General features: G+C 37.5%; 13 protein-coding genes. 10 read left to right on the top strand and 3 right to left on the bottom strand.

The window, feature by feature from the left end; all coding sequences use genetic code 11:
* Positions 1 to 26 precede the first annotated feature (26 nt).
* The 8 genes from rpoC (at position 27) to Q0948_RS02465 (ending at position 13,563) form a co-directional block, all read left to right on the top strand.
* The gene (rpoC, locus tag Q0948_RS02500; RefSeq protein ID WP_298347901.1) at positions 27 to 4,328 is read left to right on the top strand and encodes a DNA-directed RNA polymerase subunit beta'; all 4,302 of its coding nucleotides are present in this window, start codon (positions 27 to 29) and stop codon (positions 4,326 to 4,328) included.
* Positions 4,329 to 4,575: 247 nt separating this feature from the next.
* Positions 4,576 to 4,896, top strand: coding sequence for a DUF3467 domain-containing protein (locus Q0948_RS02495; RefSeq protein WP_298347902.1), 321 nt, complete (start codon positions 4,576 to 4,578; stop codon positions 4,894 to 4,896).
* A gap of 269 nt (positions 4,897 to 5,165) precedes the next feature.
* Positions 5,166 to 8,762 (top strand): CheR family methyltransferase, encoded by a 3,597-nt coding sequence (locus Q0948_RS02490; protein WP_298347903.1) that lies wholly within the window; start codon positions 5,166 to 5,168, stop codon positions 8,760 to 8,762.
* A 4-nt stretch (positions 8,763 to 8,766) separates the two neighbouring features.
* Positions 8,767 to 10,974 (top strand): ATP-binding protein, encoded by a 2,208-nt coding sequence (locus Q0948_RS02485; protein WP_298347904.1) that lies wholly within the window; start codon positions 8,767 to 8,769, stop codon positions 10,972 to 10,974.
* On the top strand, positions 10,974 to 11,381 hold the full coding sequence (locus tag Q0948_RS02480) for a response regulator (RefSeq protein WP_298347905.1): 408 nt from the start codon (positions 10,974 to 10,976) through the stop codon (positions 11,379 to 11,381). The genes Q0948_RS02485 and Q0948_RS02480 overlap by 1 nt, the downstream gene beginning before the upstream one ends.
* 2 nt (positions 11,382 to 11,383) lie before the next feature.
* A complete protein-coding gene (locus tag Q0948_RS02475; RefSeq protein WP_298347906.1) occupies positions 11,384 to 11,929 on the top strand; it encodes a response regulator in 546 nt (181 codons plus the stop codon).
* Positions 11,926 to 12,501 carry a biliverdin-producing heme oxygenase gene (locus Q0948_RS02470; protein WP_298347907.1) on the top strand — a complete coding sequence of 192 codons (576 nt, stop codon included), beginning with the start codon at positions 11,926 to 11,928 and terminating at the stop codon, positions 12,499 to 12,501. The genes Q0948_RS02475 and Q0948_RS02470 overlap by 4 nt, the downstream gene beginning before the upstream one ends.
* A 45-nt stretch (positions 12,502 to 12,546) precedes the next feature.
* Positions 12,547 to 13,563, top strand: a complete 1,017-nt coding sequence (locus Q0948_RS02465; protein ID WP_298347908.1) for an AraC family transcriptional regulator — start codon at positions 12,547 to 12,549, stop codon at positions 13,561 to 13,563.
* Here the strand turns inward: Q0948_RS02465 and Q0948_RS02460 are convergent.
* Together Q0948_RS02460 and Q0948_RS02455 are read right to left on the bottom strand one after the other, a co-directional pair.
* A complete protein-coding gene (locus Q0948_RS02460; RefSeq protein WP_298347909.1) occupies positions 13,560 to 13,856 on the bottom strand; it encodes an antibiotic biosynthesis monooxygenase family protein in 297 nt (98 codons plus the stop codon). The genes Q0948_RS02465 and Q0948_RS02460 overlap by 4 nt on opposite strands.
* Complete coding sequence (locus tag Q0948_RS02455) at positions 13,853 to 14,689, bottom strand: SAM-dependent chlorinase/fluorinase (RefSeq protein WP_035325187.1); 837 nt, start codon at positions 14,687 to 14,689, stop codon at positions 13,853 to 13,855. The genes Q0948_RS02460 and Q0948_RS02455 overlap by 4 nt, the downstream gene beginning before the upstream one ends.
* Positions 14,690 to 14,874: 185 nt before the next feature.
* Between Q0948_RS02455 and Q0948_RS02450 the strand changes: the two genes are divergently transcribed.
* Together Q0948_RS02450 and Q0948_RS02445 are read left to right on the top strand one after the other, a co-directional pair.
* Positions 14,875 to 15,831: a PhoH family protein gene (locus Q0948_RS02450; RefSeq protein ID WP_035325186.1), complete on the top strand. Its 957-nt coding sequence runs from the start codon at positions 14,875 to 14,877 to the stop codon at positions 15,829 to 15,831.
* Between the two features lie 115 nt (positions 15,832 to 15,946).
* Positions 15,947 to 16,897, top strand: a complete 951-nt coding sequence (locus Q0948_RS02445; RefSeq protein ID WP_298348792.1) for a phosphoribosylaminoimidazolesuccinocarboxamide synthase — start codon at positions 15,947 to 15,949, stop codon at positions 16,895 to 16,897.
* 83 nt (positions 16,898 to 16,980) lie between these two features.
* Here Q0948_RS02445 and Q0948_RS02440 read toward each other — a convergent pair whose 3' ends face one another.
* The gene (locus Q0948_RS02440) at positions 16,981 to 18,060 is read right to left on the bottom strand and encodes a DNA topoisomerase IB (RefSeq protein WP_298347910.1); all 1,080 of its coding nucleotides are present in this window, start codon (positions 18,058 to 18,060) and stop codon (positions 16,981 to 16,983) included.
* Positions 18,061 to 18,166 lie beyond the last annotated feature (106 nt).

Genomic DNA, 18,166 nt, shown 5'->3' with positions numbered 1-18,166 from the left:
ATAATTAATTCGACATACACAGAATTATGGCAAGAAATAATGACAATGTACAACAGCCGAAGTTTAACGCTATCTCTATTGGTCTTGCGTCTCCAGAATCTATTCTAGGGGCATCAAGAGGAGAAGTTTTAAAGCCGGAAACAATCAACTACAGAACGCACAAGCCAGAGCGTGATGGGTTGTTCTGTGAGCGTATTTTTGGTCCCGTAAAGGATTATGAGTGTGCTTGTGGTAAATATAAAAGAATACGCTACAAAGGGATCGTTTGTGACCGTTGTGGTGTAGAGGTGACAGAGAAGAAAGTACGTCGTGATCGTGTAGGACACATTAACCTTGTGGTTCCTGTGGCTCACATCTGGTACTTTAGATCTTTACCTAATAAAATAGGGTACTTACTTGGTCTACCATCTAAGAAATTAGATATGATCATTTATTACGAGCGCTACGTGGTTATACAACCAGGTATTGCAAAGAATGAAGAGGGTGAAGACCTTAATAAAATGGATTTCCTTACGGAAGAAGAGTACTTAAACATACTTGATAGTTTACCGCAAGAAAACCTATACCTTGATGATGAAGATCCAAACAAATTTATCGCCAAAATGGGTGCTGAATGTTTGATCGAACTTTTAAGAAGAATAGACCTTAACGAGCTTTCTTATGAGTTACGTCACAAAGCAAATAACGAGACGTCTAAGCAGCGTAAAACGGAGGCACTTAAACGTCTTCAAGTTGTAGAGGCACTACGTGATGCAAATAAAAACCGTGAGAATCTTCCAGAATGGATGATTATGAAGGTTGTACCAGTAATTCCACCAGAATTACGCCCACTAGTACCACTAGATGGGGGTCGTTTTGCAACATCAGACCTTAATGATCTTTACCGTCGTGTAATTATACGTAACAACCGTCTTAAGCGATTGATGGAAATCAAAGCGCCAGAGGTAATCTTACGTAATGAGAAGCGTATGCTACAGGAATCTGTAGATTCACTTTTTGATAACACACGTAAATCTTCTGCAGTAAAAACAGATTCTAACAGACCATTAAAGTCTCTTTCTGATTCTTTAAAAGGTAAGCAAGGACGTTTCCGTCAGAACTTACTTGGTAAGCGTGTAGATTACTCAGCACGTTCTGTAATTGTTGTAGGACCAGAATTAAAGTTATTTGAATGTGGTATTCCTAAGGGAATGGCAGCAGAGCTTTACAAGCCTTTTGTAATACGTAAGCTTATAGAGCGTGGTATTGTAAAGACTGTAAAATCTGCAAAGAAAATAATAGACAAAAAAGAGCCAGTAGTTTGGGATATATTAGAGAACGTTCTTAAAGGACACCCTATCCTCCTTAACCGTGCTCCTACGCTTCACCGTCTAGGTATACAGGCATTCCAGCCTAAGCTTATTGAAGGTAAAGCGATACAATTACACCCACTTGTGTGTACAGCATTTAACGCCGATTTTGACGGTGACCAGATGGCAGTGCACTTACCACTTGGGCCAGAGGCGATACTTGAAGCACAGTTATTAATGCTAGCGTCTCACAATATCTTAAACCCTGCAAATGGTGCTCCAGTAGCAGTACCTTCTCAGGATATGGTATTAGGTCTTTACTATATGACAAAGGCCAGAAAATCGACTCCAGAGTTTCACGTAAAAGGAGAAGGAATTACTTTCTACTCTGCAGAAGAGGTAAACATTGCCTACAATGAGAAACGTGTAGACATTAATGCTATCATTAAAATACGTGCTAAGGATTTTAATGAAAACAAAGAGCTTGTATACAAAGTAATGGAGACGACTGTAGGTCGTGTGCTATTTAATGAGGCTGTACCAGAAGAAGCTGGATATATTAACGAAGTATTGACTAAAAAGTCACTTCGTGATATTATAGGTGGTATTCTTAAGGTTACAAGTGTACCAGTTACTGCAGCTTTCCTTGACCGTATTAAGACTATGGGATATGGATTTGCATTCCGTGGAGGATTATCATTCTCACTAGGAGATATCATTATACCAGCAGAAAAGCACGGTATGATAGACGAAGCAAACGAGCAGGTAGAAGGTATTACAGGATCTTATAATATGGGTCTTATTACTAATACAGAGCGTTATAACCAAGTTATTGATGTGTGGACATCTACAAACGCTACTCTTACTGAGCTTTCTATGAAGCGTATCCGTGAGGATCAACAAGGGTTTAACTCGGTGTATATGATGCTTGACTCAGGAGCACGTGGATCTAAAGAGCAGATACGTCAGCTTACAGGTATGCGTGGTCTTATGGCAAAACCTAAGAAATCTAACGATGGAGGTGGGGCTATTATTGAAAACCCGATTCTTTCTAACTTTAAGGAAGGTCTTTCAATTCTTGAGTACTTTATCTCTACGCACGGTGCACGTAAAGGTCTTGCAGATACCGCTCTTAAAACGGCAGATGCAGGTTACTTAACACGTCGTCTAGTAGATGTATCTCAAGATGTAATCATAAACAGTACAGATTGTGGTACGTTAAGAGGAGTAGAAGTAGCTGCGTTAAAGAAAAACGAAGAGGTGATAGAATCTCTAAGTGCTCGTATAGTAGGTCGTACATCTCTTAATGATGTTATAAACCCGCTTACTAACGAGGTAATCGTTGAGGCTGGTGTTGAGATAGATGAAGATATCGCAGAGCTTATAGGCGCTGCACCAATAGAAACTGTAGAAGTACGTTCTGCGCTTACTTGTGAGGCTAAGAAAGGTATTTGTGTAAAATGTTACGGTCGTAACCTAGCTACTAATAAAACGGTACAAATGGGTGAGGCAGTAGGAGTAGTTGCAGCACAGTCTATTGGAGAACCAGGAACACAGCTTACACTTCGTACCTTCCACGTAGGAGGGGTTGCAGGAGGTGTATCTGAAGACTCTAGCGTAACAGCTAAGTTTGATGGTAAACTGGAGATAGAAGATCTTAAGACAGTAATGGGAGAAGATAATGAAGGTAACCCTGCAGAAATCGTAATCTCTCGTACTTCTGAAGCAAAAGTTTCAGATCCTAAGACGGGTATCACACTTAGTACAAATACAATTCCTTACGGTTCACAAATATTTGCCAAGTCTGGTGATAAGGTGAAAGCTGGAGAGGTAATCTGTAAGTGGGATCCATTTAACGGAGTTGTGATTTCAGAATTTGCTGGAAAAATTAAGTTTGAGTCTATTGAGCAAGGTATAACGTACCGTGTAGAGACAGATGAGCAAACAGGTTTCCAAGAAAAAGTAATTTCTGAATCTAGAGATAAGAAGAAAATACCAACATTAATCATTGAGGATAGCAAAGGAAACGCGCTACGTTCTTACAACTTACCAGTAGGAGCTCACCTTATGATAGATGATGGAGATAAGATTAAAGAAGGAAAAATTCTTGTAAAAATACCTCGTAGGTCTGCAAAGGCTGGAGATATTACAGGAGGTCTACCACGTGTAACAGAATTATTTGAAGCGCGTAACCCATCTAACCCAGCAGTAGTGTCTGAGATAGACGGTGTAGTATCTTTCGGAAAAATAAAGCGTGGTAATCGTGAGATTATCGTAGAGTCAAAACTTGGTGAAGTTAAGAAGTACCTAGTAAAATTATCTAACCAGATTCTTGTACAAGAAAATGATTATGTAAGAGCAGGTATGCCACTTTCTGATGGTTCTGTAACGCCTAACGATATATTAAATATCAAAGGCCCATCTGCAGTACAGCAGTACCTTGTTAACGAAGTACAAGAAGTATATCGTCTACAAGGGGTGAAGATTAACGATAAGCACTTTGAGGTTGTAGTACGCCAGATGATGCGTAAAGTACGTATACAAGATCCGGGTGATACTATTTTCTTAGAGAACCAGCTTATTCACAAAGCAGACTTTATCGAAGAGAATGATGCTATGTACGGAATGAAAGTCGTAGAAGATGCAGGAGAATCTGAAAACCTGAAACCAGGACAGCTAGTAACTCCACGTGAACTTCGTGATGAAAATTCTTTACTAAGAAGAGAAGATAAGAATCAAGTAACTGCACGTGATGTACAACCAGCTACTGCTTCTCCTATCCTTCAAGGTATTACAAGAGCATCGCTACAGACTAAGTCATTTATCTCTGCAGCATCTTTCCAAGAGACAACAAAAGTACTTAACGAAGCTGCTGTAAGCGGTAAGATAGATTACTTAGAAGGTCTTAAAGAAAATGTAATTGTAGGTCATAAGATTCCAGCTGGAACAGGTATGCGTCGTTATGATGACATTCTTGTAGGTAGCAAGGAAGATCTAGCAAATATGATGCAAGAAAAGCAAGAAGTAAACTATAACTAGTACTTATTGTACTAACGTAACAGTTAGATATATAATCCCGTTTGGCTAGAGCCAAACGGGATTTTTTTTATTTCAGAAATGCACTACATTTTTTACATACACGGTAGTTATGATTTTGTGTGAGAGGATGAAGTTGTTTATTACGCTTTCGCGAAAGCGCACCAATCCTTACCTTCACCATATACAAAGTGAGGTATAGATATCATTTACCCCCTTTAATTATTTACAAATCTATAAAGACACCCTAATGGCAGACGATAAAAAACAAAATGCAAACCAGAAGAAAATAAACATAGAACTTACTGAAGATATGGCTCAAGGAACTTATTCTAACCTTGCAATAATAAATCATTCAGTATCTGAGTTTGTGGTTGATTTTGTAAACATTATGCCTGGTACTCCTAAAAGTAAAGTGAAGAGTCGCATTATCCTTACACCTCAACACGCAAAGCGTCTTGCAAAGGCACTAGCAGATAATGTAAAACGTTTTGAAAATGCGCACGGCGTTATTAAAGATTACGAGAAGCAGCCAGTGCCGCTTAATTTTGGACCTACAGGTCAAGCTTAATAAATTTTTATAGTAGGCATAGACAATAGCAGAGTTGATAATTTTGCCTAATTTTGATTTCTTAATTATTTGTTAAATAGGTCGCTATTGATACAATTGTAAACGCTATTACAATATTGCAAACCACACAATGCCGATTTAATTTAACACATTATGAAAATGTTAAAATAAGTCGTAAATTTCTAATGCGAAATATTTTTAAGTCTTTGCTGTAGTAGTAAGTGTCTTAAATATGTAAAATATATCGCACTAAATCCCTACTTTTTAAAGTGTCAGAAAATAAAAAACACATCATTGTTGCTGTAGGAGCAAGTGCTGGAGGTCTAGAAGCTCTAAACGCTTTTTTTGATAATGTAGTAGAAAATTATGACTACAGTTACGTTATCATACAACATCTATCTCCAGACCATAAAAGTCTTATGGCAGAGCTGCTTTCTAAAAAGACAGAGGTGCCTATCGTGGCAGTTACAGACGATTCTATAATTGAGAGGAATCACATTTATGTAATACCTCCATCTATGAATTTAATCATAGATGAAAACCATTTAAGATTATTAGACAAGCCAGAAGCCAAAACACTTAATTTACCTATAGACTTATTTATGGAGTCATTAGGTAATGCTTATGGTAAAGAAGCTGTAGGTGTTATTTTAAGTGGTACGGGTAGTGATGGTACAAAGGGTGTGCAGGCTATAAAAAAAGCAGGAGGCCTAGTACTTGTGCAACAACCGGAAGATGCAAGTTTTGACGGAATGCCATCTAGTGCTATAAATACGGGTGATGTAGATTATATCGTGCCTGCCGGAGAAATGATAGACGAGATACATCGTTATTACAATAGTGGAGACGCACTTAACTTTGGAGATGAAATTACGATAGAAGACAACGAGCGTCTACGTGTAATTTTAAATATCTTACACACTAACACAAATATTAATTTTAATTATTACAAAAGACCTACCATCTTACGCCGTACAGAAAGGCGTATGACTAACCTCAAGATGGGAAGTTTTGATGCTTATATAGCATATCTCAAAATTCATCCAGAAGAAGTCTCAATTCTATATAAAGAGTTTTTAATAGGTGTGACAAAGTTCTTTAGGGATACAAAAGCTTGGAATTTACTAGAAGCTGAGACAATACCTAATATCGTTACAAACAAGCGTGATGGTGATACTGTAAAAGTGTGGGACGTTGCTTGCTCTACTGGAGAAGAGGCTTACTCACTGGCGATACTTTTTCAAGAGGAGATAAAAAGACAGGATAAGGATATAAAGCTCAAAATATTTGCTACAGATATTTCTGAAGAGCATATACAGCAAGCATCTCAAGGAGTTTTTCCTAGCACAGTGACACAGAGTGTACCTCCTAGTAAATTACACACATACTTTATAAAAGATGATGATGAGTATAGAATTCATCCAGATTTAAGAAAGAAAATAATTTTTTCTAATCACGATATTTTAAAGGATCCTCCTTTTAAAAATATGGATATGGTCGTGTGTAGAAATTTACTTATCTACTTAAAGCCAGAAGTGCAAACTGCCGTTTTACATACATTACATTATGCGTTAAAGCTTAATGGTTACTTATTTTTAGGCTCTAGCGAGTCTAATACGGCTTTGCGTAACTATTTTGAGACCATTAATGCAAAGCTTAAAATATTTAAGAACATACACCCCTCAGAGCGATTACATAGTGAGTTACTTACTTCAAATGCAGATAAGAGTAGCTTTATGCTTTCGCGAAAGCAAAAAAAGACCCAGGTACAACCAAAGGAGACATTTACTAGTGATATTAAAATGAAAATAAGCAATGCGCTTATTTCTCAATTTGATACAGCCAGCGTTTTTGTAGATCAAGACTTTAAGGTGGTGGATGCAATGGGATCTTTTTCTAAATATGCACAACTACCAGACAGTGGTTTTTCTTTAGATCTACTTAAGATGCTTCCCGATAATCTCAAAACTGCGGTAAACTCTGCAGCTAGGAAGGCAAAACGTTCTAAAAAAGATTTTATTTATAATAATGTAGTGGCTATAAAAGCAGGTGTTGAGACCACAATTAACGTACTAGTAAAGCCAGTTTTTAATAATAACACAGATGACTGTAGCTATGTCATCACCTTTATAGAACAAGCCTTAAATCCTGATGCTGCGATTGAACGAGGCACTATGAATCTTGCTGCACAACCAGACGAGCGTATTAAAGACCTCATAGATGAGATAGAAGAAACTCGTGGTGAGCTCAAAAAAGCTTTAGAGGACGCAGAGACTAGTAATGAAGAATTACAAACACTTAATGAAGAGCTACTAGCCTCAAATGAGGAACTACAAAGCACAAATGAAGAATTACAAAGTGTAAACGAGGAGCTACATACAGTAAATGTTGAGCATATCGAAAAAATGGATGATCTAGCATTACTTAATGCAGATATGGACAACATTCTTAATAGTACGCAAATTGCTACCATATTTTTAGATAGGCAGCTTACTATAAGAAAATTTACGCCATCTATACAAGAGCACTTTAAGTTAATGAAACAAGACCTGGGGAGACCCATTGAGCATTTCTTAACGCAACTAGGAACTGGAAAAAAATCATCACTTAAAGAAAAGATTGAAAAAGTGATGAAGACAGGTAATGTAAATGAGACTCAAATTAATAAAAGAGATGGTCGCTCATATATAAGACGTATATCACCATTTTATACAGGAACTAATAAAATAGAGGGCTCTGTAATTACCTTTGTAGACATTACAAAAACAGTAGAATCTCAAAAGAAACTGAAAGAAAGCCAGCAGAAGTTTAAGGACTTTTATGAAAATGACCCAGTGATGCACGCTAGTGTAGATCCTTCTACAGGACGTATTGTAGAGTGTAATAAAATATTTATAGACACCCTTAAGCTCGAGTCAAGGGAGGAAGCTATAGGCAGACGCATCTTTGATTTTTATACAGATAAGTCTAAGGCAAAAGGCCTGGGACTTCTAGATCAAATTCAAAAAACAGGTGTTATAGAGGGGGAACAAATGACTCTGGTAGATATAGATGGAGTAGAAATACCTATTATTCTCAATTCAGAACTTGTTATACCAGATGAAGGACCCTCGTACTCAAGATCTACATTAGTAAATATATCTGACCTACAAGAGGCGCAGCAACTTATGTATGATAAGAACGAGGAGCTGCAACGCATTAATACAGACCTAGAGCAGTTTGTCTCTATTTGCTCGCACGATTTACAAGAACCTCTAGGTACAATACGCTTTAGTAGTGATGTAATCTTAAAGAAATTTGGTGAAAATCTTGATCCAAAAGCTACAGAGTATCTAGGTTATATCTATGGTGCAGCGGGTAGAATGGCAGACCAAATAAAAGGATTGTTAGAGCATAGTCGTATAGGTCAAGAGTTAGAGCGTACAGAGGTAGATGTGCAAGAATTACTTGAGATTGTAAAATATGACCTAGGTAAACGATTAAGAGAATGCAAAGGTGAAATACACCTAAGCAGGATGCCATCTATCTGGGCATATAAGACAGAGCTTAGATTATTGTTTCAAAATCTAATAGGTAACTCTCTTAAGTATTGTAAGCCAGATGTAAGCCCGATGGTAAGAATATCTTCTTTTGAAGATGATGTTTTCTGGACATTTGTTATAAATGATAACGGTATAGGCATTGCTCAAGAAGACCTGGATAATGTATTTAAAATTTTTGGTAGAGCATCTACACAGCATAAATATGAAGGTACTGGAGTAGGTCTTGCACATTGTGAGAAAATTGTAAAACTGCACGATGGTAGTATCTGGGTAGACTCTCAAGTAAATGTGGGTAGTACATTTTACTTTAAAATTAAAAAGTAAGCATATGTCAACCCCTTCGAAATTATATCCAAAAAAGATAGACCTTACTAATTGTGATAAGGAGCCTATACATTTATTAGGACAAGTACAGTCGCACGCCTATCTTTTTGTGATAGATGCACTTAAAAAACAACTCGTACGTGTTTCTGAGAATGTATTTAATTTGCTTTCGCGAAAGCGTGAAGACATTCATACAATCTCTCTTGAAGATATATTTGGATCAACTGCTGGCACTATCAATACTCATATTGAAGGTAAAAATACCCAGGCTATTGAAGTCGAAGTTAAAGAGAAGAGATATGTAGTAATTACTCATTACAAAGAAGACCTTATTTATATAGAGCTAGAGCCTATAGTGGCACAAGCAGAAGCTCACATAGTGCAGCGACAGCTTTCTGATATTATTACAGATCTCAGTCAGGCTATTACGGTGAGCGGGATGTGTGATAAAACGGCAAACCTTATAAAAGAGCTTACTGGATACGACCGAGTAATGGTTTATAAATTTGACCAAAACTGGAACGGGACCATTATCTCTGAGTCTCGTGATGTAGCCCTAGAAAGCTGGCTAGGGATGCATTATCCTGCCACAGATATACCACAGCAAGCACGTAAGGCATTTTTAACGCAAGGCGTGCGTATTATAGCAGATGTAAAATCTAAGACAGCTGCTGTTTATCCAGAACTTAATGAACAGGGTTTTCCTTTAGACCTCACAAATTGCGAGTCCAGAGCATCTTCTCCTATACATATAGAGTATCTAGAGAATATGAAAGTGGGAGCAACACTCACGGCAGCAATAATAAGCAATGGTAACTTGTGGGGGCTTATTGCTTGCCACCATTACAGTCCTAAGTTTATAAATTACTACCAGAGACAGACTATAAAATTTTTGACACAGGTTTTCTCTACGCAGCTTACATTGCGATCTTCAAATGAGGTACTCACTCGTATTAATGCAACTGTAGCCACCCGAACAAAACTCGTGGAGCAAATGAGTGATGGGTGGGATGTACATAGTGGTCTTACAGAAAAAACCACATCTATGTTGAGCATCACAGAGGCAACTGGTGGCGCTATATTTTTAGAAAATAAGATTTCTACAGTAGGGGAGACACCTGCAAGTGAAGATATATTAGACCTTGTAGACTGGATTTATAACTCGCAAATGGGTGATACATACACCTCTCATAATCTCACAAAAGAGTATGATAAGGGTAAGGCTTTCGCCAAAATGGCTTCCGGAGTACTTTGTGTTTTTATTGCAAAGGGTGAAAAAGACTGTATTCTCTGGTTTAAGCCAGAGTTGAAACAAGTAATATCTTGGGGTGGAAATCCAGAAAAAGCTGTGGTAGAAGAAGGTAAGCGCTTGACGCCTCGTAAATCTTTTGCAAAATGGAACCAAGAGCAAGTACTTACGTCACTACCTTGGAAAGATTATGAAATTGCTTCTGCACAAGCTTTAAGAACAAGTATATCTAATATCATTATAAGTAGATATCAAGAAGTAAAAGAGCTTAATGATAAATTAAAAGAGGCTTACAAGGAATTAGAGTCCTTTAGTTACAGTGTTTCTCACGATTTAAGGTCACCATTAAGAGGTATAGATGGATTTGCTCAGATAATAAAGGAAGATTATTTTGAGAGCCTAGATGATTATGGTAAGAATGCCATACAGACCATTATAGACTCAACAAGTAAGATGAACACCCTTATAGATGATATACTAGCATTTTCTGGTATAGGGAAGGATCAAATTGCTATGGGAGTTTTTGATATGCAAGAGCTAGTAGGTGAGGTGTTGCAATTTTTACAGCTCGATAAAAAATATAATAACAACACTATAGAGGTAGAGGGAGATTTACCCAAAGCATATGGAGATAGAGGGATGATTTTTCAGTTATTAAGTAACCTCATAGGTAATGCTTTAAAATATAGTCATACAGAGGAAAATCCTACCATATATATAGGAGCAAGAAGAGATGAGTCTCCAGCAGTTTTTTTTATAAAAGACAATGGTATAGGTTTTAATGAGGCTCATAAGGAAAAAATATTTGGCGTTTTTAATAGACTTGTAAAAGATGAGTTTGAGGGATCTGGTATAGGCCTAGCCATAGCACAGCGTGTTGTAGATAAACATAAGGGAACTATCTGGGCAGAAGGAAAGGTAGATCAAGGAGCCACTTTTTATTTTCAACTCCCTATTAGATAATGAAAGGATTTATAGTTTCTGTAGAAGATAACGCAAATGACTGTGCCTTAATGAGGCGCATTTTTGAGCGTGAGATGCCCTTAGTAAAAATCCATATTTTAGAGGACTCTCTTACTGCGCTAGCCTGGTTTCAGAGCTTTAAGGATGTTAAAAATACTCCAGATTTAATTCTGTTAGATATAAAAATGCCTAAATTAGATGGGCTAAGCTTACTAAAAGAAATTAGAAAAATAGAGCTTTTTACAAATTCACCTATTGTTATAATGAGCTCTTCAGACCAACTAAGTGATAGAGATAAGGCTTATGCATACGGTGCAAATAGCTATTTAGAAAAGCCTAAAAGTTATACAGAGTTAAAAGAAATGTTACCTGTAATTTCAAACTACTGGTTAACCCTAAATAAATAATTATGGCAACAGAAGTACATATATTACTAGTAGAAGATACAGACTCTGATGCTGCTCTTATCACTAGACAAATACACAAATTAGATAAAAATTATAAAGTTCAAGTAGTAGATAATCTGTCTGATCTAGAGGTTGCGATAAAAACTTTTAATCCTCAACTCATAATTTCTGATTACAACCTTCCTACTTGTACTGGGATGGAGGTGTTAGAGTTATCTAGAGATAAGTCACCTACTGCTGTTTTTCTTTTTGTTACAGGCACATTACAAGATGAAGAACTAGCGGCAGAAACTATATTAAATGGCGCAGATGGTTTCATACTTAAAAAGCATATAAACGTACTAGCATCTAAGTTGTCACCTTATATAGATAAAATAAAAAATAGACCTATAATCGTTCAAAACACAAGAAACAGAATAAAACAGAGTACAGATCTTGTTAATGACATTAAAGATTATATGGATGATATTAATAAAGAAAACATTACTCATCAAGAGCGCATTGCTAAAATAAGAGAACATCTAGAAAAAATTAAAAAATCCCTATGATATTAGAACATCTTAAAGAAAAGACTAAAGCGATACACGATGAGGTAGAAGAAGATAACCTTACGGGCTTTATTATGGATGGCAGTATAAATCAAGCGCAATACGAAGAGCTCTTGAGGCAAAACTTTTCTGTTTACAAGGCGGTTGAAGATTTTATAAACGCACGTTATGATAACTTGCCAGACGAGCTTAAGCCCTTTGCTGGTTATCAAAAAACAAATGCACTGGCAAAGGATATAGCTGGTTTTTCTAACTTCCCATTACCACAACCTACAGCCATTACAGGCCCTCGTGACTTAGGTACGCTTGTAGGAGCTTTATATGTAATAGAGGGATCTATGATGGGAGGGATGATGATGAGTAAAAAACTACAATCTTGTGAGAAGTTGTCTCATATAGAAGCGCATAATTTTTATAACACAGACACAAAAGTAGCTGCTACTAGATGGAAATCATTTAAGGAAGCTGTATTGAGTTGCAAGTTTACAAGTGAGGATATAGATAAGGCTGGTGTAAGTGCCATTCATATTTTTGAGCACTTTAAAAAAGCTTATAAAAAGCCCACAATGTAGTATCACCTCATATCATTACTACGATTTACTTTTTTTTAGAGACTTATGAAATCTTACAAACTTAAAATAGAACAGGTAGATGACTTTGTACCTGAGATTGCAGATGCCTTTGGCGTAAATTTTACAAATAGTTTTGGAGAGTTTGCGGTGAGAATGCCATCTCACATAGGTACTGGAGAGATAAAGGGTATTAATTTTCCTAACGGTATAGGTTTACATATCATAAACTGTGATATGCACGATGATACCGAGTTCTATTTTGAAAATAATGGTATAAACTCTCTAAGGTTCATATACTGTATGAAAGGGGAGATTGCTCATAAGTTTTCATCTAGCGAAGAAGAGATTGCTATACGTCGTGCAGAGCATCTTATTGCCGCACCTACCTATGAGGAAGACCAGATTTATATTATAAAAAAAGATAGTCCGGCCGTTATTTGTTATTTGGAGATAAATAAAGTTAAGTTTCAAGAGCAGTTATCGTATGATCTTAATAAGATAGACGCAGCTTATTATTCGCTTTTTGCAGATGTAAATGGGCTAACCCAAATTACCCATAAAGGTTACTACAGTCTACAGATTTCTGATATCATAGATAGTATTCTCAATAACGAAGATCAAGGTCTGGTTCGTACTAATTACCTAGGAGCAAAGGCACTTGAGTGTACCTCACTTATGCTTAAACTGTATAGGGAGGACTCGCTAGAAGGTAATAAACGTACCACATTAAGACTATCAGATATGGATACTGTGGTAGCTGCAGTAAACTATATAGAAAATAACATTTCAAAACTTGAGACCATACCAGAAATTGCCGAAGCCGTAGGTATAGAAGCTCATAGGTTACAAGATGGCTTTAAGCGCAATTACGGGATGACCGTAAATGACTATATAAAAGAGTATCGATTAAAACGAGCCTTAACAATGCTCACCTCAGAAGATAAGAATGTCTCTGAGGTTGTTTATGCACTTGGACTATCCAGTAGGAGCTACTTTTCAAAAATATTTAAAGAAAAGTATGGTATTCCTCCTTCTTCATTGCGCAAGGTGCCAGAGCTCTAATCTTGTTTATCAAGAGAATTTGTACTCCAGGCTTCTGGTTTTCCAGAAAATTTTGGTTTTGTGTTGGCCCATATGCCTTTAAAGAGATCTGAGTTGCGGTAACCCTGCAGAGCCTCGTTAGATTCCCAGTGACTGTGTGTAAAGAATATAGAAGGATCTTCGGCATCTTGCAGTAGCTCTAAGTAGAGACAACCCTTAAAAGCACGTATATCATTTTTTACCTTCTCAAAGTTGGATAAAAAAGAGGGTATCTCGCTTTCGCGAAAGCGTAATTTCACCAGTCTTACGATCATTTATCTGTAAAATTTATCATTACCGTGTCTCTATAGTTGAGGCCAAAGAGGCTAGCAGCACTTCCCACAGTGCTTGGATTACTTTTATAAATAGCAAGCTCGATGTAACCACCAGAGTTAAAAACGGCTAGTTTCTTGCCTTCCTCTTCTCGCTTAGACTTTTCTATGTCAAAGTTTATGGCATCGCTATACTGCTTATAGATTTTTGTGATGTCTGCACCACGTGCTTCAAGCTTAAAGCTGCGACCTTTGCCCACTTCGTCAAATAGTTTTTTTGTGATGTTACTTACCACATTACCATAGTTATCTATATAAATGACGTTACCAGATATCTGGTTGCGAGCCGTGTTTATAACAGGTGCGATACCTGTAAGTTGTCTTATGTTATCTATGTTTTTACCTATCACACCAAGGGTGCCGCCGCGTGCGATATGGCAGGCCGTCTTTACAAACACATCTAGTACAGTAAAGTTAGTAAGTGTGCGGTCGTGTATGTTTATCTCTACTTTTTCTTCTGGTACGATATCTTTTGTGAGTAGCGATATGATACCATTATTTGCACATATAAAATAATGACCATCTAGTTTTACGGCTATGTGGTTTGTTTCTGGTGTGAGCTCGCTGTCTACACCTATAACGTGTATGGACCCTTTCGGGAAATTTTGATACGCATTTTGAATAATATAAGCTGCCTCCATAAGATGAAAAGGCGATACAGAGTGCGATATGTCTACAATACGCACATCCTCTAGCTCTGAGTAAATCGCTCCTTTTACGGCTCCTGCAAAAGGATCTTTCTCGCCATAGTCTGTTGTAAGAGTGATTAATTTCATATAAAGTACTGTGCTTTGTTTTCTTAAAGAGTTACTTGTTTAAAATAGTTATAAACCATCATTGTTTATTATTTAATCGTTAACAGGGTGTTGAACTCGTGTTTTGCTGATTAAAAAAGACGTATTTTAGTAGTAAACAAAGCTAAAATATTTTACGGACGTAACTCACTAAATCCTTCTGCCTTTTGAACGAATTAATCTTAGAACTCTCAGAAATCAATCCGCGCGAATTTTTTGGACAGCGCAATGCTAATATAGAACTCCTTAAGCAGTATTTTCCTAAACTGAAGATAGTAGCTAGAGGTAATAAAATTAAAGCTTACGGAGATGAAGATCTTCTAGAAGAGTTTGATAGGCGTATGACGATGCTAATGGATCACTTTGGGAAGTATAATAAGATAGATGAAAACTCAATAGAGCGCGTACTTACAAGTGTGAGTAAAGAAGATTATGAGACGCCTGTAGAGAGTGGCGATGTACTTGTACACGGCGTGAGTGGTAAACTCATAAAACCACAAACGGCAAACCAGCGTAAACTTGTAGAGCTTTCAAAAAAGAATGACCTAACCTTTGCTATAGGTCCTGCCGGTACTGGTAAAACATATGTAGGCGTTGCACTAGCCGTAAAAGCCCTTAAAGAGAAGCGAGTAAAACGTATTATACTCACGAGACCTGCTGTAGAGGCTGGAGAAAATTTAGGTTTTCTGCCTGGTGATATGAAGGAGAAGCTCGACCCTTATATGCAACCACTTTATGATGCCCTTAGGGATATGATACCTAGTGAAAAGCTAGAGACCTTTATTGAGAAAGGAGTGATACAAATTGCACCTATGGCTTTTATGCGTGGTCGTACACTTGATAATGCTTTTGTGATACTTGATGAAGCTCAAAACACAACACACGCCCAGATGAAGATGTTCCTTACTCGTATGGGGCGTAATGCAAAGTTTATGATTACTGGAGATCCAGGGCAGATAGATTTACCTAGACGTGTCACCAGTGGTCTTAAGGAAGCATTACTTATCCTCAAAACCGTAAAAGGAGTAGGGATGATTTATCTTGATGATAAAGATGTGGTGCGCCATCCTCTAGTAAAGAAAATGATTGCGGCTTATCGCGAGATAGAAAATAGAAACGACTAATATATTTCTATACTTTTAATTCGTAATATATCATTCAGAATTTTACTTTTGAAGAATAACTAATCGTGTTGTTTTAATACCTCAAAAGGATTAATATAACCGTTCAAACCAACCTATAGTGAACACTATTACAGACACTAATTTTAACTTCCCTGGTCAGAAATCTATCTATAAGGGTAAAGTGAGAGAAGTCTACACACTCGAAGATGATTTATTACTTATGGTTGCAACAGATAGGCTAAGCGCCTTTGACGTTGTAATGCCTAAGGGAATTCCTTTCAAAGGACAAATCTTAAATCAGATTGCTACTAAAATGATGAAGGATACAGAAGACCTTGTGCCTAACTGGCTCGTGGCTACTCCAGATCCTAATGTGGCAATAGGGAAGCGATGTGAGCCTTTTAAAGTGGAGATGGTAATACGTGGCTATATGTCTGGGCACGCGGCTAGAGAGTATAAAGCAGGTAGGAGAATACTTTGTGGTGTTGCGATGCCAGAAGGAATGAAAGAAAATGATGCCTTTCCAGAGCCTATCATCACGCCAGCTACTAAGGCAGAGATGGGTGACCACGATGAGGATATCTCAAGAGAAGATATTATTAAAAAGAACATCGTTTCGGAAGAGGATTACCTCGTTCTAGAAGATTACACACGCAAGCTTTTTCAAAGAGGAAGTGAGATTGCAGCATCTAGAGGACTTATATTGGTAGATACTAAGTATGAATTTGGAAAAACCGCAGATGGTGAGATTGTTCTCATAGATGAGATACATACTCCAGACTCTTCTCGTTACTTCTATGCAGAAGGTTATGAGGAGCGTCAAACAGCTGGCGAAGCTCAAAAACAACTATCTAAAGAGTTTGTGAGACAGTGGCTTATCTCAAATAACTTTCAAGGTCTAGAGGGGCAAACGGTGCCTGAGATGACAGATGAGTACATAGAGACTGTATCAGAAAGATATATTGAGTTGTACGAGAATATTACAGGTGACGCTTTCGCGAAAGCGGATACTTCAAACATTCAAGAGCGTATCGAGAAAAACGTGCTCGCATACCTTGCAAAATAACAGCATAGCATTCTAAAAACTAAAAGCCCTTTCGTTACGAAGGGGCTTTTTTTGTGGTACGCTTTCGCGAAAGCGTACTTATATCATTTACTAAAATCTAATTCAAACTTTGAAATCATTTGCAGTAATACCTCCTCAGTTTCTGTAAAGAATGGCCTTGCTCCTTGATGAGCATCTACCTTTTTAAACTCAGCGACGATAGATCCAGACTCATAGGCATCTACTATTTGAGGATGCACATAGTACTTGCGACATACATTGCGTGTATTGCCTAGAGCTTCTGCAGCGGCATCAAAGGCGGTGAGTATGTTTGCTTTGTTTTCTTTTTCGTCTTCTGTGTAGCCTAGGTCGTGCACGGTTTCAAAGAAAGTTTTTGTAGCTCCCCAAGTTCTAAAATCTTTTGCCGAAAATAAGTCGCCACTCAGCTCGTGTATGTAATCGTTTACCATCGTGCTATCTACTCGGTGCTTTTCGCCATTTGCATCATAAAATTGAAATAACTCCCAGCCAGGTATTTCTTCGCAACGGTTTACAAGTTTTGCCAGTTTCTTATTGCGTAGGGTGATATTGTGCTTTTTACCTTTTTTACCCACAAACTCAAAGCGAATTTTCTCTTTGGTAGTTGTCACGTGTCTGGTGCGTAAGGTAGAGAGGCCGTAGGTTTTATTGCGCTTTGCGTAGTAGTCGTTACCTATACGTATGTGGGTTTCTTCCATAAGCCTGAGGACAAGTGCAAGCACCTTGCGTTTTGACATCTCTGGAGCATCAAGATCCTCATCTATGCGCTCGCGTATGCTAGGCAGTGCGTTTCCAAAATTGGCTAGTTTATAAAACTTAGTTTGGTTTCTAATTTTTGACCATAGGTCGTGATAGCGGTATACTTTTCTGTTTTTAGCATCTCGTCCTACCACTTGTAAATGTCCGTTAGGAGGATATGCAATGCGCACTTTCTCCCAGTTAGGCGGTATCACAAGATTATTGATGCGTTCTAATTCCTTTTTGTCCTTAAGAGGCTTATCATTAAAGTAATAGTGAAAGTTTTTCTTCTTCTTTTTCCTTCTTATGTTGAGGTCTGCATCAGAGACGTAAATGAGATTTGCTGCGGCTGCAGTTTCCTCTGGGTTTCTTAGGATGTTCTCGATTTGGCTGGCGGTGAGTGTCATAAGAGTAAATTTAGTGACGAAAACAAATGCCTGTTCAAAAATATATGTGAACGTTTTGGTAAACTGCTCTTAATTTTTGTTACTTCACCATATAAATAGATCTTGT

The organism is uncultured Dokdonia sp. (assembly GCF_947496725.1).
GTDB lineage: Bacteria > Bacteroidota > Bacteroidia > Flavobacteriales > Flavobacteriaceae > Dokdonia.
The sequence above is the reverse complement of the archived record's forward strand: the minus strand, read 5'-3'. Positions and strand labels throughout refer to the sequence as shown.